At 74.4% G+C, this 22,274-nt stretch carries 15 protein-coding genes; 7 read left to right on the forward strand and 8 right to left on the reverse strand.

Annotation, left to right across the window (positions count from 1 at the left end):
- Positions 1–904: 904 nt before the first annotated feature.
- The 3 genes from BLV02_RS32035 to BLV02_RS32045 all read left to right on the forward strand — a co-directional run bounded on the left by BLV02_RS32035 (position 905) and on the right by BLV02_RS32045 (position 5,085).
- Positions 905–3,556: a M64 family metallopeptidase gene (locus BLV02_RS32035; protein ID WP_069112037.1), complete on the forward strand. Its 2,652-nt coding sequence runs from the start codon at positions 905–907 to the stop codon at positions 3,554–3,556.
- Between the two features lie 107 nt (positions 3,557–3,663).
- Positions 3,664–4,464: an alpha/beta fold hydrolase gene (locus BLV02_RS32040; protein WP_069112036.1), complete on the forward strand. Its 801-nt coding sequence runs from the start codon at positions 3,664–3,666 to the stop codon at positions 4,462–4,464.
- 9 nt (positions 4,465–4,473) lie between these two features.
- Positions 4,474–5,085, forward strand: a complete 612-nt coding sequence (locus tag BLV02_RS32045) for a mismatch-specific DNA-glycosylase (RefSeq protein ID WP_069112035.1) — start codon at positions 4,474–4,476, stop codon at positions 5,083–5,085.
- Positions 5,086–5,171: 86 nt separating this feature from the next.
- Here the strand turns inward: BLV02_RS32045 and BLV02_RS32050 are convergent, their stop codons facing one another.
- Complete coding sequence (locus BLV02_RS32050; protein ID WP_216094272.1) at positions 5,172–5,768, reverse strand: LysE family translocator; 597 nt, start codon at positions 5,766–5,768, stop codon at positions 5,172–5,174.
- Between the two features lie 176 nt (positions 5,769–5,944).
- On the opposite strand from BLV02_RS32050, the gene BLV02_RS32055 reads away from it, so the two are divergent.
- Genes BLV02_RS32055 through BLV02_RS32070 form a run of 4 tightly spaced genes read left to right on the forward strand, consistent with a single transcriptional unit; the run spans position 5,945 to position 10,770 of the window.
- Positions 5,945–8,959 (forward strand): AfsR/SARP family transcriptional regulator, encoded by a 3,015-nt coding sequence (locus BLV02_RS32055; RefSeq protein ID WP_083288751.1) that lies wholly within the window; start codon positions 5,945–5,947, stop codon positions 8,957–8,959.
- 13 nt (positions 8,960–8,972) lie between these two features.
- Entirely contained in the window at positions 8,973–9,971 is a 999-nt protein-coding gene (locus tag BLV02_RS32060) for an EamA family transporter (RefSeq protein WP_069112032.1), read from the forward strand.
- Entirely contained in the window at positions 9,971–10,354 is a 384-nt protein-coding gene (locus tag BLV02_RS36895) for a hypothetical protein (RefSeq protein WP_069112031.1), read from the forward strand. The genes BLV02_RS32060 and BLV02_RS36895 overlap by 1 nt, the downstream gene beginning before the upstream one ends.
- Positions 10,355–10,374: 20 nt before the next feature.
- Positions 10,375–10,770, forward strand: a complete 396-nt coding sequence (locus tag BLV02_RS32070; RefSeq protein ID WP_069112303.1) for an NUDIX hydrolase — start codon at positions 10,375–10,377, stop codon at positions 10,768–10,770.
- Here the strand turns inward: BLV02_RS32070 and BLV02_RS32075 are convergent.
- The 7 genes from BLV02_RS32075 to BLV02_RS32105 all read right to left on the reverse strand — a co-directional run bounded on the left by BLV02_RS32075 (position 10,760) and on the right by BLV02_RS32105 (position 22,271).
- Positions 10,760–11,173, reverse strand: coding sequence for a type II toxin-antitoxin system VapC family toxin (locus tag BLV02_RS32075; protein ID WP_069112030.1), 414 nt, complete (start codon positions 11,171–11,173; stop codon positions 10,760–10,762). The genes BLV02_RS32070 and BLV02_RS32075 overlap by 11 nt on opposite strands.
- Before the next feature lie 218 nt (positions 11,174–11,391).
- Positions 11,392–12,540 (reverse strand): alanine racemase, encoded by a 1,149-nt coding sequence (locus BLV02_RS32080; RefSeq protein ID WP_216094271.1) that lies wholly within the window; start codon positions 12,538–12,540, stop codon positions 11,392–11,394.
- A gap of 5 nt (positions 12,541–12,545) precedes the next feature.
- Complete coding sequence (locus tag BLV02_RS32085; RefSeq protein ID WP_069112029.1) at positions 12,546–13,388, reverse strand: PIG-L deacetylase family protein; 843 nt, start codon at positions 13,386–13,388, stop codon at positions 12,546–12,548.
- Positions 13,389–13,479: 91 nt separating this feature from the next.
- Positions 13,480–15,567 (reverse strand): alpha-galactosidase, encoded by a 2,088-nt coding sequence (locus tag BLV02_RS32090; RefSeq protein WP_069112028.1) that lies wholly within the window; start codon positions 15,565–15,567, stop codon positions 13,480–13,482.
- Between the two features lie 92 nt (positions 15,568–15,659).
- Positions 15,660–17,792, reverse strand: coding sequence for an exo-alpha-sialidase (locus tag BLV02_RS32095; RefSeq protein WP_171906759.1), 2,133 nt, complete (start codon positions 17,790–17,792; stop codon positions 15,660–15,662).
- Positions 17,793–18,402: 610 nt separating this feature from the next.
- Positions 18,403–21,258, reverse strand: a complete 2,856-nt coding sequence (locus BLV02_RS32100) for an FAD-binding and (Fe-S)-binding domain-containing protein (RefSeq protein WP_216094270.1) — start codon at positions 21,256–21,258, stop codon at positions 18,403–18,405.
- The gene (locus tag BLV02_RS32105; protein ID WP_074946852.1) at positions 21,255–22,271 is read right to left on the reverse strand and encodes an NAD(P)-dependent oxidoreductase; all 1,017 of its coding nucleotides are present in this window, start codon (positions 22,269–22,271) and stop codon (positions 21,255–21,257) included. Before BLV02_RS32105 ends, BLV02_RS32100 begins: the two co-directional genes overlap by 4 nt.
- Positions 22,272–22,274: the final 3 nt, after the last annotated feature.

A 22,274-nucleotide genomic window follows, 5' to 3' on the forward strand; every position in this document is an offset into this window, starting at 1 on the left:
CGCTCGCGCGAAGCAGTGATGCCTCGTGCGCGCGTCTCGGCGCGATGAGGGGCGGTTTGCTGGGGCTATGGCGCCAGCAAACCGCCCCTCATACCGCAGGACGGGTCAGTCCCGGTCGACGATGACGACCGGGAGTCCCAGGTCTCGACGTGGTCCGGGTTCGACGGGTCGCCGAGCGGCTTGGTGGCCGTCAGGCGCAGGCCGCGCCGGCGGGAGGCCGCGCCGGCGGGAGGCCGCGCCGGCGGACGGCCGCGCCGGCGGACGGCCGCGCCGGCGGACGGCGCCGATGTGGTCGAGGCCAGCGCGGGAGAGCCGGCGGTTCACGCCCGGTTCACACGGCCCGCCCGTAGGGTGGGTGCCCTCCCGGCCGGGAGGGCACCCGACCCCGCCGCCAGCCGCGAACCGTGCCACGGCCGGCCACGACCCGCACCGCAGCCAGTCGCGAACCGCACGACCGCCAGGCACGATCCGCGCCGCGACCGGCCGCGAACCGCACGACCGCCAGGCACGATCCGCGCCGCGACCGGCCACGATCCGCACCGCGGCCAGGCACGATCCGCACCGCCGCCAGCCACGAACCGTGCCACGGCCAGCCACGACCCGCGCCACGGCCGGTCGCGACCCGCGCCGCGGCCAGGCACGATCCGCACCGCGGCCAGCCGCGACCCGCATGACGGCCGGCCGAGGCCGATCTCGACGAGGTGCGCCGCTGCCGGCCGGCGACGCGAAGGTCGTTCGTGCGCCTGGCGGCTCCGACGATCGACGGGGGAGGGGCGGCGAGCTTCCGTCATCTGACGGGTGCCATGTCACCGTGCGCCCGGTACCGTCGCTGAGCACCATTCTCATCACGGACCGGACCGCTCCGGCCCGCGATGAGGCACGTGCACGGTGAGACGGAGACCGTATGAAGAAGATCGTCGCCGCGCTCGCGCCGGCGGCACTGTCGGCAGGCCTCCTGACGGTGCCCATGGCGGGCGTCCCGTCGGCCAACGAGGCCTTGCCGCAGTGGCCGGAGGTGGGCAGCGCGCGGGTCGTCCCGCTCCAGGAGACGGGCTCGCCGAACGAGCGGCTCAACCTGATCGTCGTCTGTGACGGCTACCAGGCCGACGAGATGGACCGGTGCGAGCAGGACGTCGACCGCAACCAGGCCATCCAGTGGGGCGTGGAGCCCTTCCGCAGCTACCGCGACTACATCAACGTCTACCTGCTGCAGATCGTGTCGCAGGACTCCGGCGTGCGGCGCGACCCGGAGGAGGACGCGTCCAACGAGGTGAAGGACCGCAAGAACACGCCGATGCGGCTCTGGTACTCCGATGGGCTGACGAACCCGCTGGCCCGCGGCATCACGTACGGCTCGGCGCTGGACCCGGGCGGCTGTCCCGGCCACCCGTCGGGCAACGCGAACCCGACGTACCCGCTGGCGCCGGGCATCCTCGGCGACACCCGGTGCAGCGGCAACCAGCAGCGGGCGATGTACCTGAACTCGTACGTCGCGCCCGCGCTGGGACTGGAACCGGGCGTGTTCCGGCCCACCGGTGGCTCGAACTCCGGGCCGCAGAACGTGCAGACGCTGGCCATCTCGAACACGTTCACCTACGGCGGCATCGGCGGCCGCGACGCGACGGCGTCCGGCGGCAGCCCGCAGTCGCCGCTGATCTCGCTGCACGAGCTGGGCCACTCGCTGGGCACGCTGGCCGACGAGTACCCGTACTCCGACCGGCCCACGCCTGGCCCGCCGCACGGGCCGAACGAGCCGAGCTCGTTCCACCACACCCGGCAGACGTCGGAGCAGCTGACGGCGAACCAGTCCAAGTGGTGGCGCTGGCTGGGTGAGGAGAGCCTGTCCGGCGGCCCGATCCGCGCCGCCGACGAGGACGGCTACGAGAGCGGCACCTACAACGGCTCGAACGTGTGGCGGCCGAGTTCGCACTCGATGATGCGGTGGATCGGCTTCTACTTCGACCAGGTCGGCCTGGAGCACATGGTGGCCCGGGTCACCGGCCAGCGCGACAAGGGCCAGATGAGCCTGCTGCACACCCCGGCCGGCACCGTCGCCCGCGACGACGTGCTCTGGCTGCAGACCACCCACCCGCGTTTCCACGACCTGGACATCACCTGGCGGGCCGGCGGCCCGCAGGGCGAGGTCATCGCCACCGGCACCCGCACCCTCGACCTCGGCGAGCTGGGCCTCGCGCCCGGCACGACGGTGCACGTCGAGGTCCGCGACCCGGTCGGCCCGGACGGCATCGACTGGGTGCGCAACCCGTCGACGAACAACACCGCGACCGACTCCGGCTACAACGGCCCGCGGTTCGTGCAGACCCGCACGTGGACGGTGGGCGACACGACGGCCGCGGCGGACTCCGTCGTGCCGGAAATCACCGGCTCGACGCCCACGATCCGCCCGGTCGCCGGCGACGAGGTCGTGTTCGTCGAGACCACCCACCCGTCGGGCCGCGTCCTGGACGTCGCGTGGACGCTGAACGGCGCGGCGGTGGCCGCGACCGGTGACGGCCGGACGCTCGACCTCGGCGCGCTGGAGCTCCCGGCCGGCACGCACGAGCTGACGGCGACGGTGACCGACCCGGCCGCGCCGGGCGCCTCCGACGCCGCCACCTGGACGGTCGACAACGCGCTGCCGACGGCGCCGCGCACGCTGTCCGAGCCGCTCACGACCATGACGTCGGACTCCGGTCACGGCATCTACTTCGACGGCTGGGACATGTGGCTGCAGCCGCAGGACGACCGCGCCGGCTACGAGGGCGAGCCGTACGTCGTCGGCGAGCTGCGGCTCAACGGCGACGGCTGGTTCAACTACTTCGGGTTCCCGGAGCAGCCGATGCCGGAGTCGCCGTTCGAGTTCCGCCACTCCGGCCAGGTCGTCAAGGCGCTGACCTACGGCAACCTGGGCACCGGCGGGCTGTCGAAGGCCGCGTTCGAGCAGAACTACGGCCCGGGCGACCCGAACGGCCCGTTCGTGCCCGGCTACGGCACGCACACCGTCGAGCACCGCGCCGTCGACCCGGCCGGGAACATCGGCGAGGCGGAGTCGTACACCGCGACGGTCCTGCCGGGCGCCGAGCTGGCGTGCACCCAGACGATCACCGGGCCGCGGGCCGGTTCGCTGCTGGTCACCAACGGCGTGACCTGCCTCGACGGTGCGACGGTGGCCGGCACGGTGACCGTCCGCTCCGGCGCGTCGCTGGTGATGCGCGACAGCACCGTCAGCGGCAGCCTGCTGGCCGACGGCGCCGCCGAGGTCCAGCTGCTCGGCTCGACGCTGGCCGGCCAGGTCCGCGTCACCGGCACTGTGAACGGCGTCACCGCCGCCGGGTCGACGTTCCGCGGCTCGGTCACGCTGGCTGGCAACGGGCGGGTCCCGGGCAACGCCTCGGAGCAGCGGTTCACCCAATACGGCGAGGCGTACGGGCCGATCCTGGCGGGCAACTCGTTCGCCGGCCGGCTCAGCTGCTCCGGCAGCAGCGCGCCCGTGCGCGACTTCGGCGCGGCGAACGAGCGGCGCGGCCTCGCGACCGGGGAGTGCTCGGCGCTCTGACCCAGCGCCGGTGCCTGACGAGGCCTGGGCCACCCCGTGGCCCGGGCCTCGTCGTACCTGGTCACAACGGTCTAGCCGGGTCAGGTGGGCGGGCGTACGGTCGAGGCATGCCGAGTGCGATCGCCAACGGCGTCGATCTGTACTACGAGGCACACGGGCAGGGGCCGGTCATCCTCGGCATCCACGGCAGCCCGGGTTCGGCCGTGTTGTGGGAGCCGGCCGCCGCCGAGCTCGGCACGCTCGGCACCTGCGTCGTCTACGACCGCCGGGGCTACGGCCGCAGCGGCGCACCGGCGCCGTTCGACGCCACCGACCTCGACGAACAGGTGGCCGACGCGGCCGCGCTGCTGGACCGCCTCGGCGCCGAGTCCGCCGTCGTCATCGGCCGGAGCACCGGCGGGCTGATCGCCCTGGAACTCGCCCGTACCCGCCCGCAGCGCGTCCGCGGGCTGGTGCTGCTCGAGCCGGCGCTGCTCACCGTCGACGACGACACCCGGGCGTGGGCGGCGCGGCTGCGCGCGAAGGTCCTCGACGCCGCCGGCGACGACCCGGCGCACGCCGCCGAAGCCGTCGTCCGGGTCGCACTCGGCGACGACACCTGGGAGCGGCTGGACCCCGGCGTGCGGGAGCTGCTGCGGGCCGGCGGCCGCGCCGTCCTTGCCGAGATCCGGGGCCGGGGACTCGACCTCAGCGCCGAGCCGCTCGCGCTCACCGAGGACGACCTGACCGGCATCGACGTGCCGGCGCTGCTGGTGTCGGCGTCCGGCTCGCCCGCCCCGCTGCACCGCGCGGTCCAGTGGCTCGCCGCCGGCCTGCCGAACGCCGCGGCCGCCATCGTCCCGGGCGGCCACCTCATCGATCCCGCGCACTCCGTCGTCCTCGAGTTCGTCGGCCGGATGACCGCCTAGTCTGCCCCGATGGGGTTCACACGGGCCGAGCTGGAGGCGTTTCGCGACCACACGCTGCCGGACCTGGTCGGGCCGGACCTGCGGCTGCTGTTCGTCGGCATCAACCCGGGCCTCATGACGGTGGCCGTGCAGACGCACTTCGGCCGGCCCGGCAACCGGTTCTACCCGGCGCTGCGGCGGGCCGGCATCACCGACGGCCCGGACGACCTGACCGGCCGCGGCGTCGGCATCACCAACCTGGTTGCCCGGGCGACGGCGCGGGCCGACGAGCTGAGCGCCGCGGAGCTGCGCGCGGGCGCCGTCGCGCTGGCGGACAAGGTGGCCCGGCTGGGGCCGGCGGTGGTGGCGGTGCTCGGCATCACCGCGTACCGGACGGCGTTCGCACGGCCGCGGGCGGTGGCCGGCCGGCAGCCCGACGGGCTCGGCGGCGCACAACTGTGGGTGCTGCCGAACCCGAGCGGCCTGAACGCGCACGAGACGCCGGACAGCCTGGCGGCGGCCTACCGCGAGGCCGCCGTCGCCGCCGGCCTAGGGTGTGTCTCCCAAGTCCATGGCCTACTGCGCGACGTCCAGGCGGCGCCTCGCGGCGTTCTCGTCAGTCGTCATAGAACCCCGCTATGACTCCCTCCTCGGCCTTGCGATGCATCCACCTGGACGCCGCTCGCTACGGCCGAGACTTGGGAGACACACCCTGGACCTCGCCCCCGTCAGCTGACCGCGACGAACGTCCCGAGCCCGATCATCAGTGCCCCGCTGCCGGCCCGCTGGCGCACCTGCCAGCGCTCGCTGCGCGCCAGCCGGCCGTGCAACCGGCCCGCGGCGAGCGCCACCGTCACGTCGGCGGCCAGCACGATCACCACCACGATCAGCCCGAGCACGGCCAGCACCATCGCCGGGTGCGCCCGCTCGGGATGCACGAAGTGCGGCAGCAGCGCCATGAAGTACAGCGCCGTCTTCGGGTTCAGCGTCTCGACGACGACACCCTGCGCCAGCGGAGACCGTGCGTACACGTCGTCGCCGGCCATCAGCGCGGCGCCTCGCCGCTGCCGGATCGCCTGCACGCCGAGCACCGCCAGGTAGCCGGCGCCGACGTACTTCACCAGCGCGTACGCCGCGGGACTGGCGGACAGCAACGCGGCCAGCCCGGCGGCCGCCGCGCACACGTGCACGACGGTGCCGATGGCGTTGCCCAGGGCCGACTCCAGCCCCGGCCGCCGTCCGCCGTGCAGCGTCCGGGCCAGCACGTAGAGCATCGCCGGTCCCGGTGTCACGGCGAACACCACCGCCGTGCCCAGGAACACCATCCATTGATCCGTCGCCGGCACGATCGTCCTCCCGACGTCCCCCGTCGCGTTCGGTCAGATCCTGCGGCGGCCCGGTTACAGCGCGCTTTCTCGCCGCTTTCCTGCATCGCGAGATACGGCTGCCCGGCGGCAATGCAGTGCGATAGGGTCCCGGTCAACCGGAGGATGGGCGGTTCGTGCGTTTCGAGGTCTTGGGTCCACTGCGGGTGCGGTGCGAGTCCGGCCCCGTCGCCGTCTCCGGTTCGCTGCGCCAGGGCGTGCTGGCCCTGCTCCTCGCCCAGTCCGGCCGCCCGGTGCCCGCCGACACGCTCGTCGACGCGCTCTGGGGTGACGACGCCGGCGACGGCGGCTCGAAGCTGCAACTGCACGTGCACAAGCTGCGCCGCCTGCTCGACACCCCGGACCGCCTCTCGCACGACGCTGGGGCGTACCGGCTGCGGGTCGGGGCGGGTGAGCTCGACGCCGAGTCGTTCGCGTCGATGGTGGCCGAGGCGGAGACCGCCGGCCCGGACCGGGCGGCGGACCTGCTCGGCGACGCGCTGGCCCTCTGGCGCGGCGACGCCTACCAGGGCCTCGACCTCCCCGCGCTGGCCGCGGAGATCCAGCGGCTGACGGAGCTGCGCCTGGTCGCGCAGGAGCGGCTGGCGGCGGCGGAACTGGCCCGCGGGCGCGGCAGCGCCGCCATCGCCCAGCTGACCGACCTCGTCAGCGCGCACCCGCTGCGCGAACGGGCGCACGCGCTGCTCATGACCGCCCTCTGGGCCGGCGGACGCCAGGCCGACGCCCTCGCCGTCTACCGCGACGTCCGCCAGGCGCTCGTCGACGAGCTGGGCCTCGAGCCCGGAACCGAGCTGCGCGACCTCGAGCGCCGCATCCTCGCCGGCGAGGACGCACCGGACGCCGGTCCGGCTCCCGCGGCGCCGATCCCGGCCCAGCTGCCGCCGGCGGCCGGCGTCTTCGTCGGCCGCGACGCCGAGCTGGCCGAGCTCTCCCGCATCGAGGGCGGGTCCGGCGGCGCGGCGCGGATCGCCGTCGTCACCGGCACGGCCGGCGTCGGCAAGACGGCGCTGGCGTTGCGCTGGGCGCATCGAGCCGCGGCCGGGTTCCCCGACGGGCAGCTCTACGTCGACCTCCGCGGCTACGGCCCGGACCAGCCGGTGCGCACCGACGACGTGCTGGCCCGGCTCCTGCGCGGGCTGGGGGTCGACGGCGCGGCCATCGCCGCCGACGTGGCGGAGCGAGCGGCGCAGTTCCGGACGCTGGCCGGCGGGCGGCGGCTGCTGGTGTTCCTGGACAACGCGTCGTCCGCCGAGCAGGTCCGCCCGGTCCTGCCCGGCTCGGGTTCCTGCTTCGTGGTCGTGACCAGCCGCGACGCGCTGGGGGGACTGTCGGTCCGCGAGGACGCCCACCGCATCGACCTCGACCGGCTGACGAGCACCGAGTCGGCCCTGCTGATGGACTCGCTACTGGGCGAGCGGCCCGGCGACGCCGTCACGCGCATCGTCGAACGCTGTGCGGGGCTGCCGCTGGCCCTGCGCATCGCGGCGGAGCGGGTCCGTGAGCGCCACGACGGCGACATCGGCGACCTCGCCGACGAGCTCGCCGACGAGCAGGTCCGGCTGGACCTGCTGGAGGTCGGTGACGACCCGCAGGCCTCGGTGCGGTCGGTGTTCTCGTGGTCCTACCAGGGCCTGGACGCCGAGGTCGCCCGGGCCTTCCGGTTGAGCGGCCTGCACCCCGGCAACGACTTCGACGCGTACGCGGTCAGCGCCGTGACCGGCGAGAACGACCTGCGCTCCACCCGGCGCCGGCTCCACGCCCTGGTGCGGGCCCGGCTCGTCGACGACATCGGCGGCGGGCGGTACCGGCTGCACGACCTCCTGCGCGTCTACGCCGCCGAGCTGACCCAGGCCGAGGACGGCGCGGCCGCCGGCACCGCGGCGTTCGCCCGGCTGGCCGGCTTCTACGTGCAGGCGGCGGCTCGGGCGATGGCTGCGGTCTTCCCGGGCGACGCCGCGGCCCCGGTGACGCCGGCCGAGCCCGTCGTCCTCCCGGACCTCGACGACTACGACGCCGCGATGCGGTGGCTCGACACCGAGCGGCTCGTGCTGCTGTCGGTCGGCGACCACGCGCCCACGCGCGGCCTGCCGGGGCACACCACCGACCTGTCGGGGGTGTTGTGGCGCTATCTCGACCTCGGCGGGTACTACGAGGAGGCGCGGTCGCTGCACGGCCGTGCCCTGGACGCGGCCCGAACCGCGGCCGACCGCCACGGCGAGGGCTGGGCGCTCGGCGGCCTGGGCCTGACCGCCATGCGGATGCGCGCGCCCGAGGCCGGCGACCTGCTCAGGTCGGCGCTCGCCGTCCACGAGGCGCGGGGTGAGGGCCGGGGACAGGCCATGGTGCTGAACTACCTGGCCGCCGTCGACTTCTTCGACGGCCGGAAGGACGCCGGGATCTCGCACCTGCGGCGGGCCATCGCGCTGTACGACGAGCTGGGCGACGAAGCGCTCGTCGCCCGGCCGCTGAACAACCTCGGCGGCTTCTACCGCATGGTGCGCCGGTACGACGACGCCATCGAGTGTCTCGAGCGAGCCCTCGGCGTCGCGGAGCGGTGCGGCGACCGTCCGTCCGTCCCGCACATCCTGCTGGAACTGGGCGCGCTGTCGCGCATGACCGGACGCTTCGACGCGGCCCTCGACTACGCGCAGCGGGGTCTGCGCGCGACTCGCGAGCACGGTGTCGCCCGGCTGGAGGGCATCGCGCTCTCGGACCTGGGCCTGGCCCACGGCCGGCTCGGCGACCGCGAGCGCGCGTTCGACTTCCACCGTCAGGCGCGGCAGGTCGCCGAGCGGGACCGGCTGCCCGAGCTCTGGGCGGAGATCCTGATCGCGGCCGGCCGGACGCACCGGCTGTTGGGGGAGGACGACGCCTCGGTCGGCGCCTTCGAAGAGGCTCTCGCGCGCTTCGACCACCCCTCGGCGTTCACCACCGGTGCGGCGTTGCAGGAGCTCGGTGAGGTGTACGCGGCCCGCGGCGACCACGCCCGGGCGCTGGACCACTGGGGCCGCGCCGTCGTGGTCTTCGACCGGATGCACCGGCCGGAGGGCGCAGAACTGCGCTGCCGCATCGCCGAACTGGGCGGCATCCCACCTGGTGACAATGCTCTTGAGGAGCAAACCAGTCGTTGACTACTGTCGCCGGATGAGTCGTCAGAACCCGGCCCGCGGCGTCGCCTACGTCGTCCTCGCCGCGGTGTTCTTCTCCGTCAACGCGTCCATGTCGAAGGTCGCGCTGGAGGCGGGGCTGGACCCGTCGGTGCTGGCGGCGCTGCGCTCGACCGGCGCCGCGCTGATCCTGCTGGTGGCGGTGGCCGTCATCGCGCCCGGGCGGCTGCGCATCGGGCTGCGCGAGCTGCCGTTCCTGCTCGTGCTCGGCGTGGCCGGCGGTGCGCTGGTGCAGTGGCTGTACTTCACGGCGATCGACCGGCTGCCGGTGGGCATCGCGCTGCTGCTGGAGTTCACCGCACCGGCGATGGTCGCGCTGTTCAGCTGGGCGGTGCTGCGGCAGCGGATCCGCCGGCAGACCTGGCTGGGCATCGGCGTCGCGCTGATCGGCCTGGCGCTGGTGGCGCAGGTGTGGACCGACATCGGGCTGGACACCGTCGGCGTGCTGGCCGGGTTCGGCGCGGCGGCCTGCCTGGCCAGCTACTACCTGGTCGGCTCGCGGATGTCCGGTCACCGCGATTCGCTCTCGCTGACGTTCTGGATGTTCGCGTTCGCGGCGCTGTTCTGGGCGGTCGCGCAGCCGTGGTGGACGGTCGACCTCGCGCCGCTGGGCCGCGAGACGTCGCTGCTGGGCGCGTTCGACGCGGTGTCGGTGCCGGCGTGGTCGACGGTGCTGTGGATCGTGGTGTTCGGGACGATCGTCGCGTACGGGCTGAACCTCGCGGCGCTGCGGCACATCTCGCCGACCGCGTGCGGCGTCATCGGCATGTCCGAGCCGGTCGGGTCCGCCGTCGTGGCGTGGGTGTGGCTCGGGCAGAGCCTGTCCGCCGCCCAGGTCGTCGGCGGGCTGGTGGTGCTGGCCGGCATCGCCCTGGCGGAGCTCGGCGGCACGGGCACGCCGCCGGAGGCGGAGCCGGACCAGGCGGCGGCCGGCCTCGCGCCGTTGTCGCCCGAGGCCGCGGCGGCGCCGCACTGATGGCGGTCACCGAGGAGCGGGCGCAGGCGGCCCGCCCGGGGCGTGGCGCGGCCGTCTCGGCGGGCGTGATGGCGCTGCTCGTCCCGGTGCACGGGTTCCTGGTGGCGGCCGTGGTGCTGGCGGCCGGGCGGTACGACTCCAGCGGGCAGGGCGGGCCGTTCCGCTCCTGCACCGCCGACTCCGTGTCGTGCGACGGCCCGAACCACGCCATGATCGCGGTCGCCGCCGCCGTGCTCGCCGGCATCGCGTGGGCCGTCGCAGGGCTCGGCGTGCGGGCCGGCCGCTATCCGCGCCGGCGGCGAGCCCGGGCCTGGCTGACCGCGCTCAACGTGGTGGTCGCCGTGGTGGCCGCGGCGGCGTTCTGGCTGCTGCAGCGCGGGTGACGGACGGTACGGTGGGAGGCGTGCTCTCGCCCCACTTCGTCGTCGCGGCGGTGTGCTTCCTCGACGCGGAGTCGCGGGTGCTGACCGTCCGCAAGCGCGACACCCACGCGTTCATGCTGCCCGGTGGCAAGCTCGAGCCCGGCGAGAACCCCGCGGCGGCCGCCCTGCGCGAGGTCGACGAGGAGATCGGCGTCGCGCTGCGCCCGGCCGACCTCACCTCGCTGGGCGTCTGGACCGCACCCGCCGCCAACGAGCCCGGCGCCTCGGTCACCGCCACGGTGTACACCGCCACCCTGCCGGCCCCGCCCGTCGCCGCCCGCGAGATCGCCGAGCTGCGCTGGCTGCACCCGGCCGGCGCCGCCGCGGTGGCACCCCTCCTCCGCGACCACGTCTTCCCGGCGCTGCTCAGCGCGTAGGACGGCCCGGCGCGGCGACCCGGAGGGCGTTGTACCGGCAGGCGTCGGCCAGCCGGTGGTCGTAGGTGATCATCAGCTCGACGTCGAGCACGAATGCCGTGGCCAGGTGGATCGCGTCGAGCGAGCGCAGCACCGATGGCCGGATGCGCCGGGCCAGGCCGACGATGTCCTCGGTGACGTGCCGCTCGGCCACGCCGGCCAGAGCGTCGTCGACGCCGTCCTGGACGACCAGGCCCTCGGTGACGCGCAGCAGGGCGCGGCCGACCTCGAGCCCGGCCAGCGACGACGTGACGATGGCGTCGCCGTCGTCGACGTGTTGCTCCAGCGCCTGCTCGAGCGCGTCGGACTCGTCCTCCTGGAGCGCCCGTTTGAGCAGTGCGCTGGTGTCGACGTAGACGTGCACGTCAGACCCGGTCGTCGCGGTCGAGCAGGCCGGCCGAGGTGACGCCCGGTGGCGGCGTGAGCCGCCGGGACGGACGCCGGTACGGCGTGCGCGGCGGGCGGACCAGCTGGGCGGCGACGAGCCGCTCCAGCTCCCCGGCGCCTTCGGGCGCCTCGCGGCGATGTACCGGCTCGGTGCCGAGCCCGGTGTCGATGCCGAGATAGCTGTCGGCGTACTGATCAGAACCAGGTCTCGACGACGTCGGTGACGATGGCGTCGGGGCTGGCCAGAGCGATATGGCGCCACTTGTCGAAGGTCGTGCAGGGGTGCGAGATGCCCAGCTGGACGCGGTCGCCGACGGTGAGGATGGTACCTGGTGGTACCGCCACGAACGCGTGCTGGTCGTTGAGCGCGGTGACCTCGGCGCCGTCCAGCGGGCGTACGTCGGCGGTGCCGCGGGGGAGCACGGCCAGCGGGATCGGCAGGCCCTGGTCGAAGGAGGCGTCGCGGCGGCCGACGTCGAGGAAGGCGCGGCCGGGCTCGGGCGCCGACACGACCGTGCCCCAGACGGTGAGCGCGGCCCGCAGCCGGGCCGGCGCGTCCGGGCCGTCCAGCGGCGAGTTGCGGCGGAACATGCCGGAGTCGTGCGTGACGTAGCAGCCGCTGCGCAGGATCACCCGCCCGCCGCCGCCCAGCACGTCCGCCACGACGTCGTAGAACATGCTGCCGCCGGCCGACAGCACCACCTCGCCGTCGACGTCGGAGGCGACCGAGGCGCCGGCGGCCCGCAGGGTCTCGAGGTACTCGCGGACGGCGGCCATCGACGGCGGCGTGCGGTCGCCCGCCACCGAGCCCTCGTACCCGGCGACGCCGGTGAGCCGGACGTTCGGCGAGCGCCCGATCGCGGCCCGGACGGCGTCGCGGCCGGCGGCGTCGCGGGTGCCGGTGCGCCCGCCGGCCTTCCCGACCTCCAGCAGCACGTCGGCGACGGCCCCCGCCGAGGCGAAGGCGTCCTGCAGGATCGACACCCCGTCCACCGAGTCGACCCAGCAGCGGAACCCGAACCCACCCGCCACCTCGCGCGCCACCCAGGCCGCCTCGCCGGGCTGCACCAGCTCGTTGGCCAGCTGCACCGCGGGCACGCCGTGCGCCCGCATGACCCGCACCTGGGCCGGCGTCGCCGCGGTGATGCCGGTGGCGCCGGCCGCCAGCTGGCGGCCGAACAGCGCCGGCGCCATCGTCGTCTTGCCGTGCGGCTGCAGCTCGACGTCGTGCTCGCGGCACCACGTCGCCATGGTGGCGAGGTTGTGCTCCAGCGCGGCGTCGTCGAGGACGGCGAGCGGGGTGGGCAGTTCGTGGACGGACCGGCCGATGATCGAAGGCGTCACGGGCGTCACCGTACCGGGTAGGTGCCCCGCAGGTTCACCGAGGAGTAGGCGATGTGCCTGGTCAGCGGATCGGTCGCCAGGGCCGCCTCGGTGACCGGCAGGTGCTGGTGGGTCTCGTTGTAGAGGCGGACGAACGCCTCGGCGAAGTTGACCCCGGCGGCCCGGCCGGCCTCGCCGTTGTACGACTCCACCAGCTTGCGGGCGAACACGCCGTGGTAGCCCTGGCTGACGAACTGGTCCATCGCCGCCAGCTTGGTGCCGACTACGCCGGTGATGTCGACGTAGCAGTCGTTGCGCACCCCGTTGAGGCTGAGCGCGTCCAGGTTGTACACCGGCAGGCCGGTGAGGAACACCTGCCGCACCGGCACCTCGTCGCGGCCGTCGAGGTTGCGCAGGTAGGTCCCGGCGCGGGCGAGCGCGGCCAGCGCCATGCCGGTCGCGACGGAGTGCGCGTCGAAGTAGGCGGGGCTGCGCGGGTGGTCGGCGATGACGATCTCGGGCTGCTCGGCGGCGAGGTGCTCGGCGATCTCCTCGACGACGTCCTCGTGGACGGTCGCGTAGGTGTCCTCGTGGTCCAGCGTGATGATCCGGTCGATGCCGATGATCTTGGCCGCGCGGTCCAGCTCGTCCTTCTTGTTCGCGACGATGGCGTCCAGGCCGGCTGCCGCGACGGCGTCGTCGGGCGCGTCCTTGCGCCACTCCTCGGCGTACTTGTTCGCGTGGATGCGCCCGCCGTGGCTGAGGATCAGCGCGACCACCTCGTCGCCGCGCTGCGCGTGCTGGGCCAGCGTGCCGCCGCAGTTGGTGATGGTGTCGGCGGGGTGGGCGTAGATCGTCATGATCTTCATGGAGGTCTCCAGGTTCCGAAAGTGCGCCAACGCGTGCCAGGAGCACACACGGAACATCATTCCATGTCAAGGCCGCGGCTGGCCGGCGGGCTCACGCGCGGTCCAGGACCACCAGCTCGCTGGCGTAGTCGCCGACCAGCCCGACCCGCAGGCCGTGATGCATGAGCAACGCCCCGCTGTACCGCGTCCCGGTCGCCCCGTCCACGTACACGGCCGCGGGGTCGAGGCCGCGCAGCCGTAGCTGCACCGTCCGCCGCAGGTGCCGCACCGACGGCGCGAACGCGAACACCGCGACCTGATGACCGGACGGCGACCGGTAGCTGAGCGCCGTCACGTCGTCGGGCGCGCCGCTCAGCCGCCGCATGACGCCGTATTGCACCGTCGCCCGCACCTGCTTGTACTGCGCGACGTACTCGGCGGCCTCCGCCAGGTCCGCCGACGGCCAGTGCGCCAGGTTCCCGCCGATGCCCAGCAGTCCCGTCATCGCCGAGTGGAACCGGAACCGCAGCGGGATCTCGCGTTTGGTGAGGTAGGTGGGGGAGTCGGTGACCCAGGCCATCATCGTGTGCGGTGAGTGGGCATAGGTGTAACCGTGCTGGATCGACAGCCGCTCCAGCGCGTCGGTCTGGTCGCTGGGCCAGACCCACTCGGTGCGCGCCATGACGCCGAGGTCGGCCCGGCCGCCGCCGGACGCGCAGCTCTCGATCCAGACGTCCGGGTGCCGGGCGCGGACACGGTCGAGCACCTCGTAGAAGCCCTCGACGTGCGCGAGCCAGACCGAGCCGTTGCCGACCCCGTCCGACGCCTCGGTGAGTGGCCGGTTGAGGTCCCACTTCAGGGCGTCGATCGGCGCCGACGACAGCAGCGCGTCCAGGGCCTCGACGAGGTGCGTGCGGACGTCCGGGCGGCTCAGCGCCAGCAGGTGGGTCTGCCGGGCGAGGGTGCGCGGGCGGGTCGGCCACTGGTAGATCCAGTCCGGGTGGGCGCGGAAGAGGTCGCTGTCGGGGCTGACCGCCTCGGGCTCGACCCAGACGCCGAACCGCATGCCCAGCGCGTGCACCTCGTCGGCCAGCGGCGTCAGGCCGTCGGGGAAGGCGGCACGGTCCGGGGTCCAGTCGCCGATGCCCGCGCTCTCGTCGTCGCGCCCGGCGAACCAGCCGTCGTCGACGACGAACAGCTCGGCGCCCAGGCCGGCCGCCCGCCGGGCCAGCTCGAGCTGCGACTCCGGGCGGACGTCGAAGAACGTCGCCTCCCAGCCGTTGTAGAGGACCGGCCGGACGACATCGGGTCGCGGCACGACGAACCGGCGCTCGTAGGCGTGCCAGCGGTCGGTGAGGTCGTCGTGCCCGGCGGACGTGTACACACCGACGGTGACGGGGGTGGTCCACGACGTGCCCGGCGCCAGCGGGTGCCGCAGGTCGAAGTCGTTGACGCCGGTGGTGACGTGCAGCCGGCCGTCGTAGGCGAGCTCGGCCGCCAGCCGCCACGAGCCGCTCCACGCCAGCGCGACGCTCCAGACCGCACCCGCCTCGTCGCCCGCGCCGGCGTCCAGCGCCAGCCACGGCTGCGCCGCGTGCCCGGGGATGCCGCGCCTCGACTCCAGCACCAACCGGCCCGGACCGAGCGGGCGCCGCGTCACCTGCGTCTCCGCCGCGTACATGCCGGCCAGCCAGGTCGCCTCCCAGCGCGGCTGCCAGGGCAGCCCCCAGCTCGCGGAGTACGCCCGGTCGAGCGCGACGAGCGTCTCGCCGTCGTTGACCAGCGTGGTCCACCGCTCCAGTGCGCCGCCGCGAACCCTGTAGTGCAGGTCGGCGGCGAACGGGTAGTGCCGGTCGGCGAGCCGGACCGTCAACTGATCGGCGCTGACGGTGTGCGACCGGTAGGCCAGGTCGAGCGCGCGGACGCCGTCGGCGAACTCCACCTTGAGCGCGGTCTCGTCCAGCCTGCGCCCGCCGTGCGCGACCAGCTCCTCGGCGTGTGCGCGCGGGCTGGACCAGGTGTTGGAGCCGAAGTCGCGCGCGTCGTCGGCCAGCAGGGCGGCGACGTCGGCGGGCTCGAGCGGCCCGCCCCAGTGCAGGTGGCGCAGGTCGCCGTCAGGGGTGACGGCGAGCGCGTAGGCGAACCCGTCGCCCCGCAGCAGGAAGGCGTTCCGGTCGGTGAGGTGGTGGACGGCCGTCACGCCGAAGCCTAGTCATGGCAAGGCGTTCCATGTCAACGCGGCGGACAGCCCGGGCTCGGTGTGCGTCTGAACCCGGGCCGGCCGCCGCACCGTCAGCTCAGCGGACTCACCCGGAAGTCGTCGAAGTCGTGTTGCGAGCCCGAAGCGGACTCGACGGTGTAGGAGCTGACGGTGATGCCGGTGAAACCGGCGGCGTCGTTCCAGCGAGCGGTCGTCTCCAAGGTCGCACCGTTGAGGCTGAATCGGGCCTCGGTGGCGGTGGTGTCGATCGTCACCGGCATCCAGGTCTCGGCCGGCGCGTACGGCACGGTTCCGATGTCGGTCCAGCCCGAACCTGTGTGCGCCCGTACGCGGAAGGTGCCGGCGGCCGCGTTGGCCGTCACCCAGAACTGCCACGCGGTCGTGGTCTGGCCGTCGGCGGTCTGGCCGGGGATGGAGAAGACGACTCCTGTCGAGCCGTACGCCGAGCCGGCGTACTGGAAGGAGACACGCTGCTCGGGTGTGGCCGGCGCCGGGAGCGTTGCGGTGGCGGCCGCCTCGGCGTCCCAGTCGACCAGCGTCAGCCGGCGGCTGCTGTCGGCGCCGGGGATGATCGTGTCCGCGACCACGGCATGGCGGGTGTCGGTGAATCCTCTCGGTACGGTGTTCACGGCGTCGTTCTCGAAGGTCATGGTGTCTGCGGCGTACAACTCCAGCTCGGTGACCGCGTCCAGAGTGCCGCCGCTCGGGGCGTTGATCTTGACGTACCTGGCCTGGGTGGGCTCGATCTGGTGGTAACGCACCGAGTAGTCGACGGTGTCGCGGATCTTGACGACCGGCTTGCCCCACGCTCGCCCGTCGATGGACAGCTGGACGTCGGCGTCCTGAGCCGTGCCGTAGGCCAGCATCAACCCGATCTTGTCCAGCGTGTACACCTGATCCAGCTCGACGATCAACGTGCCGTCCTCGGCGATCGGTGCGGCGGCGTAGCGGTCGGCGCTGCCGTCGACGGCGCCCTCGATGCGCGTCTCGGGGAAGGCGTCGGGCCCATCGAGCACATCGCCGGACAGGTGCACGCTGCCGGAGGCGACCTTCGTCGCGAGGTCGAGCTTGCCGGTGCCGGGTGTGACGGCGTCGATCATCCGGGCCCAGACGCGGTGCAGCTGGCCGTACTCCCGGCAACCCCAGATGTTGGCGCAGGCGTCGCCGAACATGACCGACTGGTTCGCGCTGACGCTGACGATCGCGGTGTTGCCGCTGGAACCGGTGGTCCGTGCGGGCCCTCCGCGGGGAGCGTTGGCGAAGACGTTGTGGTAGTCGTCCCAGATGCGTCCGGTCCCGTCGCGGCTCACCAGCAACGAGTTGTCCGGCCTGCCGTAGGTGAGCAGGAGCATGCCATTGGGCTGGAGCACCACACCCGGGTCCACCGCACCTGTGGGCGCACCATCGGGAGCGTCGATGACCTGCGGCGTCGTCCAGGTCTCGCCGTCGTCGTCGGAGTAGGTCTGGAAGACCGCCGCCTGGCCGTCACCACGCAGGAAGCCGATCAGGCGGCCGTCACTGGTGCGGCTGATCGCCATCTCGTTCGTGCCGAGCGTCGCTGTGGGCGGCAGGATCGCGGGATTGCGCACGGTCCAGGTGTTGCCTCTGTCCACGCTCGCCAGCAGTGCCGACCGGTTCCGTGTGTCGCCACGTGCCAGGCCGTAGATGGGCATCAGCAAAGTGCCGTCGACGAGTTGGAGGATGCCCCGGTGGGCCCGGATCCAGGAGAACCCGACGGTGTCCTCGACGGCCGCGGTGCCCCGGGCCCAGGTCTCGCCCAGGTCGGTGGAGCGGGCGACGTTCAGCGTGATGTCGCCGGTCTCCGCATCGACCGGGCCCGGCACGAACTCGACGGACAGCAGCGACCCATCATCCAGGCGGGCCATGTTCAAGGCGGGCAGGAACTCGTCGTATCGGTCGAAGGTGATCGCACCGTCCTTCGACACCGCATGCGCATCGATGCTCTCGGCCAGGGTGGAATCACGGTTCTCCGCCCAGCTGACGTGGACCTGCCGCTCGGTGACGCCATCGGTGACGCGGTCGGTCGCGAACGCTTGCGGGAAGGCGCTGAGCTGGCCGGGGCCAGGGCTGCTCACACTCCACTCCGCGCCGGGCGTCACGCCGTACTCGCCGGGTGCGGCGCCTGACGCCAGCGGGACCACGGTGGCCGACGAGCTCCGCGGATCGCCGGCCAGGAGCGTCATGATCGCGATCCCCGACATGGCGATGCCACCGAACCTGCGCCAATGCCGCCCAGTCCTCTGGTGACACCGGTCGCAGCCGCAGGCCGCGGTCTGGGCAAGGCGGCTCATCGAACACCTCCACATGGTGGGTTCCGGGCAACTGGGTCGCACCGGGTTCGGGTCGTGACCGCACCTCCGACACCGGGTCACGTGGAACGAGGAAACCCGGCACGTCATTCCATGTCAATGGCCGCGGATCATCGCACCTTGGATACTCGACATGGAATGACGTGGTGCGGTCCTGGCGGGGTGGCCGACCCCGCGCCGCCGCACCCGACGCCGTCGTCGACGCCGCCCGGCGTGGCCCGTTGCCCGGCCCAGCTCGAGGTCCGCCGGGCCGATCAGGTTGAGCAGCGCGCCGCGTGGGCGGACCGCCGGCGCGATCGGCAGGCTCTGGTCGAAAGGAGGCGTCGCGGCGGCCGACGTCGAGGAAGGCGCGGCCGGGCTCGGGCGCCGACACGACGGCGCTCCGGACGGTGAGCGCGGCCCGCAGCCGGGCCGGTGCGTCCGGGCCGTCCAGCGGCGAGTCGCGGTGGGACATGCCGGAGCGGGTGGGCGTGGATCGTCATGATCATGGGTGTTTTCGGGGCCGGGAGGGCGAGCGCCGGCCACGGAGCACACCCGGAACATCGTTCCATGTCAAGCGCTCCGGGTCGAGGAGCTCGGCCAGGTGGACGCCGCTGCGGCCGGCCAGCTGCTCGGCCTGGGTGCGGCAGGAGAAGCCGTCGGCGAGCAGCACGGCGCCGGGCGCGGAGCGCAGCGCCGGCAGCAGCCCGTTCTCGGCCACCGCGACCGAGACGTCGTAGTGGCCGGCCTCCATGCCGAAGTTGCCGGCGAGGCCGCAGCAGCCGGCGATGGCGCTGACGGAGGCGCCGGCCCGGCCCAGCACCCGCAGGTCGGCGTCGTAGCCGGCGGTGGCGTGCTGGTGGCAGTGCGGCTGGGCGACGACGGCGGCGCCGGCGAGGTCCGGCGGGGTCCAGTCGGCGGCGTCGTCGAGCAGCTCGGCCAGCGTGCGCGTGACGGCCGCGACAGTGTGTGCGCGCGGGTCGTCGCCGAGCAGCTCGACCAGGTCCGAGCGCAGCACGGCGGTGCACGACGGCTCCAGCCCGACGATGGGCGTGCCGGCCCGGGCGTGCGGCTCGAACGCCGCCAGCAGCCGCCGCAGCCGTGCCTTGGCGTGGTCCAGCTGGCCGGTGGTGATCCAGGTGAGCGCGCAGCACACCTCGCCGGCGGAGACGGTGACGACGTACCCGGCCGCGGTCAGCACGCGGACGGCGGACCGCGCCGCGCCGGGGGAGAACGCGTCGGTGAAGGAGTCGACCCACAGCAGCACGGGCCCGCGCCCCGCCGGCCCGGTCGGTACCGCCGGCCGCCGTCGCCACCACCGGCGGAACGGGCGGACGGCGAACCGCGGCACGTCGCGGCGCGGGTCCAGGCCGCCGAGGCGCAGCAGCGCACGTCGCAGCGGCCGGACCGCCAGCACCGCGTTGACCGCACGCGGCACCAGCCCGGCCAGCCGCGCCCACGACGGCAGCCGGCCGAGCAGGTAGTGCCGTCGGGGCCGGAGCCGGCCGCGGTAGGCGCGGTACAGCAGCTCGGACTTGTAGGTCGCGATGTCGACGCCCGTGGGGCAGTCGGTGCCGCAGGCCTTGCACGACAGGCACAGGTCCAGCGCGTCGTGCACCTCCGCCGCCCGCCAGCCGCCGTCCACCAGCGTGCCGTTGGCCAGTTCCTGCAGGACTCGGGCGCGGCCGCGCGTGGAGTCCTTCTCGTCGCGGGTGGCGAGGTACGACGGGCACATGAAGCCGCCCGCCGCCGACGTGTCCCCCCGGCACTTCCCGACGCCGACGCAGCGGTGCACGGCGGCGGTGAGGTCGCCGTCGTCGTCGGCGAACCGGAACCCGCCGTCGGCGGGCAGCGGCCGGGCCGCGGGGCGGCGCAGTTGCGCGTCCACCGGCGCGGGCCGCACCACGACACCCGGGTTGAGCAGGTCGTCCGGGTCGAGCAGGCCCTTGAACCGCTCGAACAGCGCGATCGCGGCGGGCGAGTACATCAGCGGCAGCAGTTCGCCGCGGGCCCGCCCGTCGCCGTGCTCGCCCGAGAGCGAGCCGCCGTGCGACGCCACCAGCCGGGCCGCGTCGACGAGGAACGGCCGCAGCCGCTCCGGCGCGCCGTCCAGCGGGAGGTCCAGCCGCACGTGCACGCAGCCGTCGCCGAAGTGCCCGAACGGCAGGCCGTCCAGCCCGTGCTGCGCGAGCAGCGCGTCGAAGTCGCGCAGGTAGGCACCCAGCCGTTCCGGCGGGACGGCGGCGTCCTCCCAGCCCGGCCAGGCCGGGGCGCCGGACGGCGTGCGGCCGGCCAGCCCGGCGCCGTCCTCGCGGATCCGCCACAGCGCGGCCGCCTCCGGGCCCGCGGCCACGACGCGGCAGGCCAGCGCCCCCGCACCGGCCGCGACGGTGCGGGCGGCGGCCAGCGCCGCGGCCTCGTCGTCGCCGCCGATCTCGACCAGCAGCCAGCCGGCCCCGGCCGGCAGCTCCGGCACGCGGCCGCGGTGCCGGCGCACGACGTCGACCAGCCGCCGGTCCAGGCCCTCGACGGCGAGCGGCCGGTGCGCCAGCAGCGCCGGGACGGCGTCGGCGGCGGCCGGCATGGACGGGTACCCGAGCACCGCCAGCGCCCGCGCCGGCGTGACCGGCACCAGCCGCACCCGCGCGCCGAGCAGCAGCCCGCAGGTGCCCTCGGTCCCGGTCAGCGCCTTGGCGAGGTCGCCGCCGCGCTCGGGCAGCAGGTGCTCCAGCGAGTAGCCGGAGACCTGGCGGCCGAACCGGCCCAGCTCGGTGCGCAGCACGCCGAGGTTCGCGCGCACCAGGTCGGCCAGGCCGGGCACCGGGTCCAGGCCGCGCCCGGCGGTGAACCGCCGCCCGGCGCCGTCCAGCCAGTCCAGCTCGACGACGTTCGCCGCCGTGGTTCCGTACGCGACGGCGCGGGGGCCGCAGGCGTTGTTCCCGATCATCCCGCCGACGGTGCACCGCGACGACGTCGACGGGTCCGGCCCGAACCGCAGGCCGTGCGGCGCGGCGGCCGCCTGCAGCTCGGCCAGCACCGCCCCCGGCTGCACCAGCGCGGTGGCCGACGTCGGGTCGACCTCCAGCACCCGGTTCAGCCGCCGGGAGAAGTCGACCACCACGCCCGGCCCCACGGCGTTGCCGGCCACCGACGTGCCGCCGCCGCGCGCCGTCAGCGCCACCCCGGCCGCCCGGGCCACCTCCGCCGCCGCGAGCACCTCGTCGACGTGCCGCGGGAACACCACGGCACGCGGCACCACCCGGTAGTTCGAGGCGTCCGACGAGTACTCCGCCCGCCGCCGCGTGGACGCGTCGACGCCGCCCGGCACGGCCCGTTCCAGCCGGCGGACGAGGTCGGTCACCGGCCCAGCTCGAGGTCCGCCGGGTCGATCAGGTTGAGCAGCGGCTCGCCCGCGAGGCGCCGGGTGAGGTTGCGGTGGAACAGGTCCCACAGGCGGGGCAGGAAGTAGGTGCTGCCGGTGGAGCCGGAGACATGCGGCGTGATGACCGTGTTCGGCAGCTCCCACACCGGGTCGTCGGCGGCCAGCGGCGACCGGTAGTGCGTGTCCAGCGCGGCGCCGGCGATGCCGCCGGAGACCAGGGCGTCGCGCAGGGCCGGCTCGTCGACGATGTGCGCCCGGGCCGGGTTGAGCAGCACCGCGTGCGACGGCAGCGCCGCCAGCGCCGCGGCGTCGACCAGCCCGCGGGTCGACGACGTCGACGGCGTCGCGACGACCAGGTAGTCGAGGCCGGCGTAGAACTCCGCGCCGCGGTCGAAGCCGAACGCGCGGTCCGGCTCCGGCCAGTCCGAGGCCGGCCGGTCCAGCGGGTCGAACCGGCCCGTGCGCGGTCCGGGCGCGGAGCGGGTCAGCGTCCAGATCTCCAGACCGGCCGACCGCGCCAGCCGGGCCGCCTCCTGCCCGACGTTGCCGTAGCCGACGAAGCCCACCCGCCCGCCGCGCAGCTCCGCCTGGAACGCGGCCGCCCGGTTCCAGCGGCGGGCCCGCTGCTCGGCCAGCATGGCCGGGAGCCGCCGCCGCAGGGTGAGCATCATCAGCAGGCACCACTCGGCGATCGGGATGTCGTTGACGCCGCTGGCGTTCGTGACGGCGACGTCCGGGCGCAGCGGCGCGCCGGCCAGCTGGGCGTAGCCGGCCGACCCGAGCTGCAGCCAGCGCAGCGCCGTCAGGTCCTCGACGCCGGCGGGGAGCTGGTCGGCGAACAGCACGGTCGCCGTGCGGGCCAGCGCGGCGGGCAGCCGCTCGTCCGGGCCGCACGGTGCGATGCAGTCGACGCGGCCTGGGCCCACGAGGTCGCGCACCCGGCGCAGGCCGTCGTCGTCGACCGGCTGGGCCACCACGATGTGCTCGCTCACCGG

This window comes from Jiangella alba (assembly GCF_900106035.1).
In the GTDB taxonomy this organism is placed as follows: domain Bacteria; phylum Actinomycetota; class Actinomycetes; order Jiangellales; family Jiangellaceae; genus Jiangella; species Jiangella alba.

Bases quoted from the DNA above. Each gene is read 5' to 3' on its own strand.
- BLV02_RS32035 (WP_069112037.1), top strand. From the start codon at position 905: ATGAAGAAGATCGTCGCCGCGCTCGCGCCGGCGGCACTGTCGGCAGGC.
- BLV02_RS32040 (WP_069112036.1), top strand. From the start codon at position 3,664: ATGCCGAGTGCGATCGCCAACGGCGTCGATCTGTACTACGAGGCACAC.
- BLV02_RS32045 (WP_069112035.1), top strand. From the start codon at position 4,474: ATGGGGTTCACACGGGCCGAGCTGGAGGCGTTTCGCGACCACACGCTG.
- BLV02_RS32050 (WP_216094272.1), bottom strand. From the start codon at position 5,768: ATGGTGTTCCTGGGCACGGCGGTGGTGTTCGCCGTGACACCGGGACCG.
- BLV02_RS32060 (WP_069112032.1), top strand. From the start codon at position 8,973: ATGAGTCGTCAGAACCCGGCCCGCGGCGTCGCCTACGTCGTCCTCGCC.
- BLV02_RS36895 (WP_069112031.1), top strand. From the start codon at position 9,971: ATGGCGGTCACCGAGGAGCGGGCGCAGGCGGCCCGCCCGGGGCGTGGC.
- BLV02_RS32085 (WP_069112029.1), bottom strand. From the start codon at position 13,388: ATGAAGATCATGACGATCTACGCCCACCCCGCCGACACCATCACCAAC.
- BLV02_RS32095 (WP_171906759.1), bottom strand. From the start codon at position 17,792: ATGACGCTCCTGGCCGGCGATCCGCGGAGCTCGTCGGCCACCGTGGTC.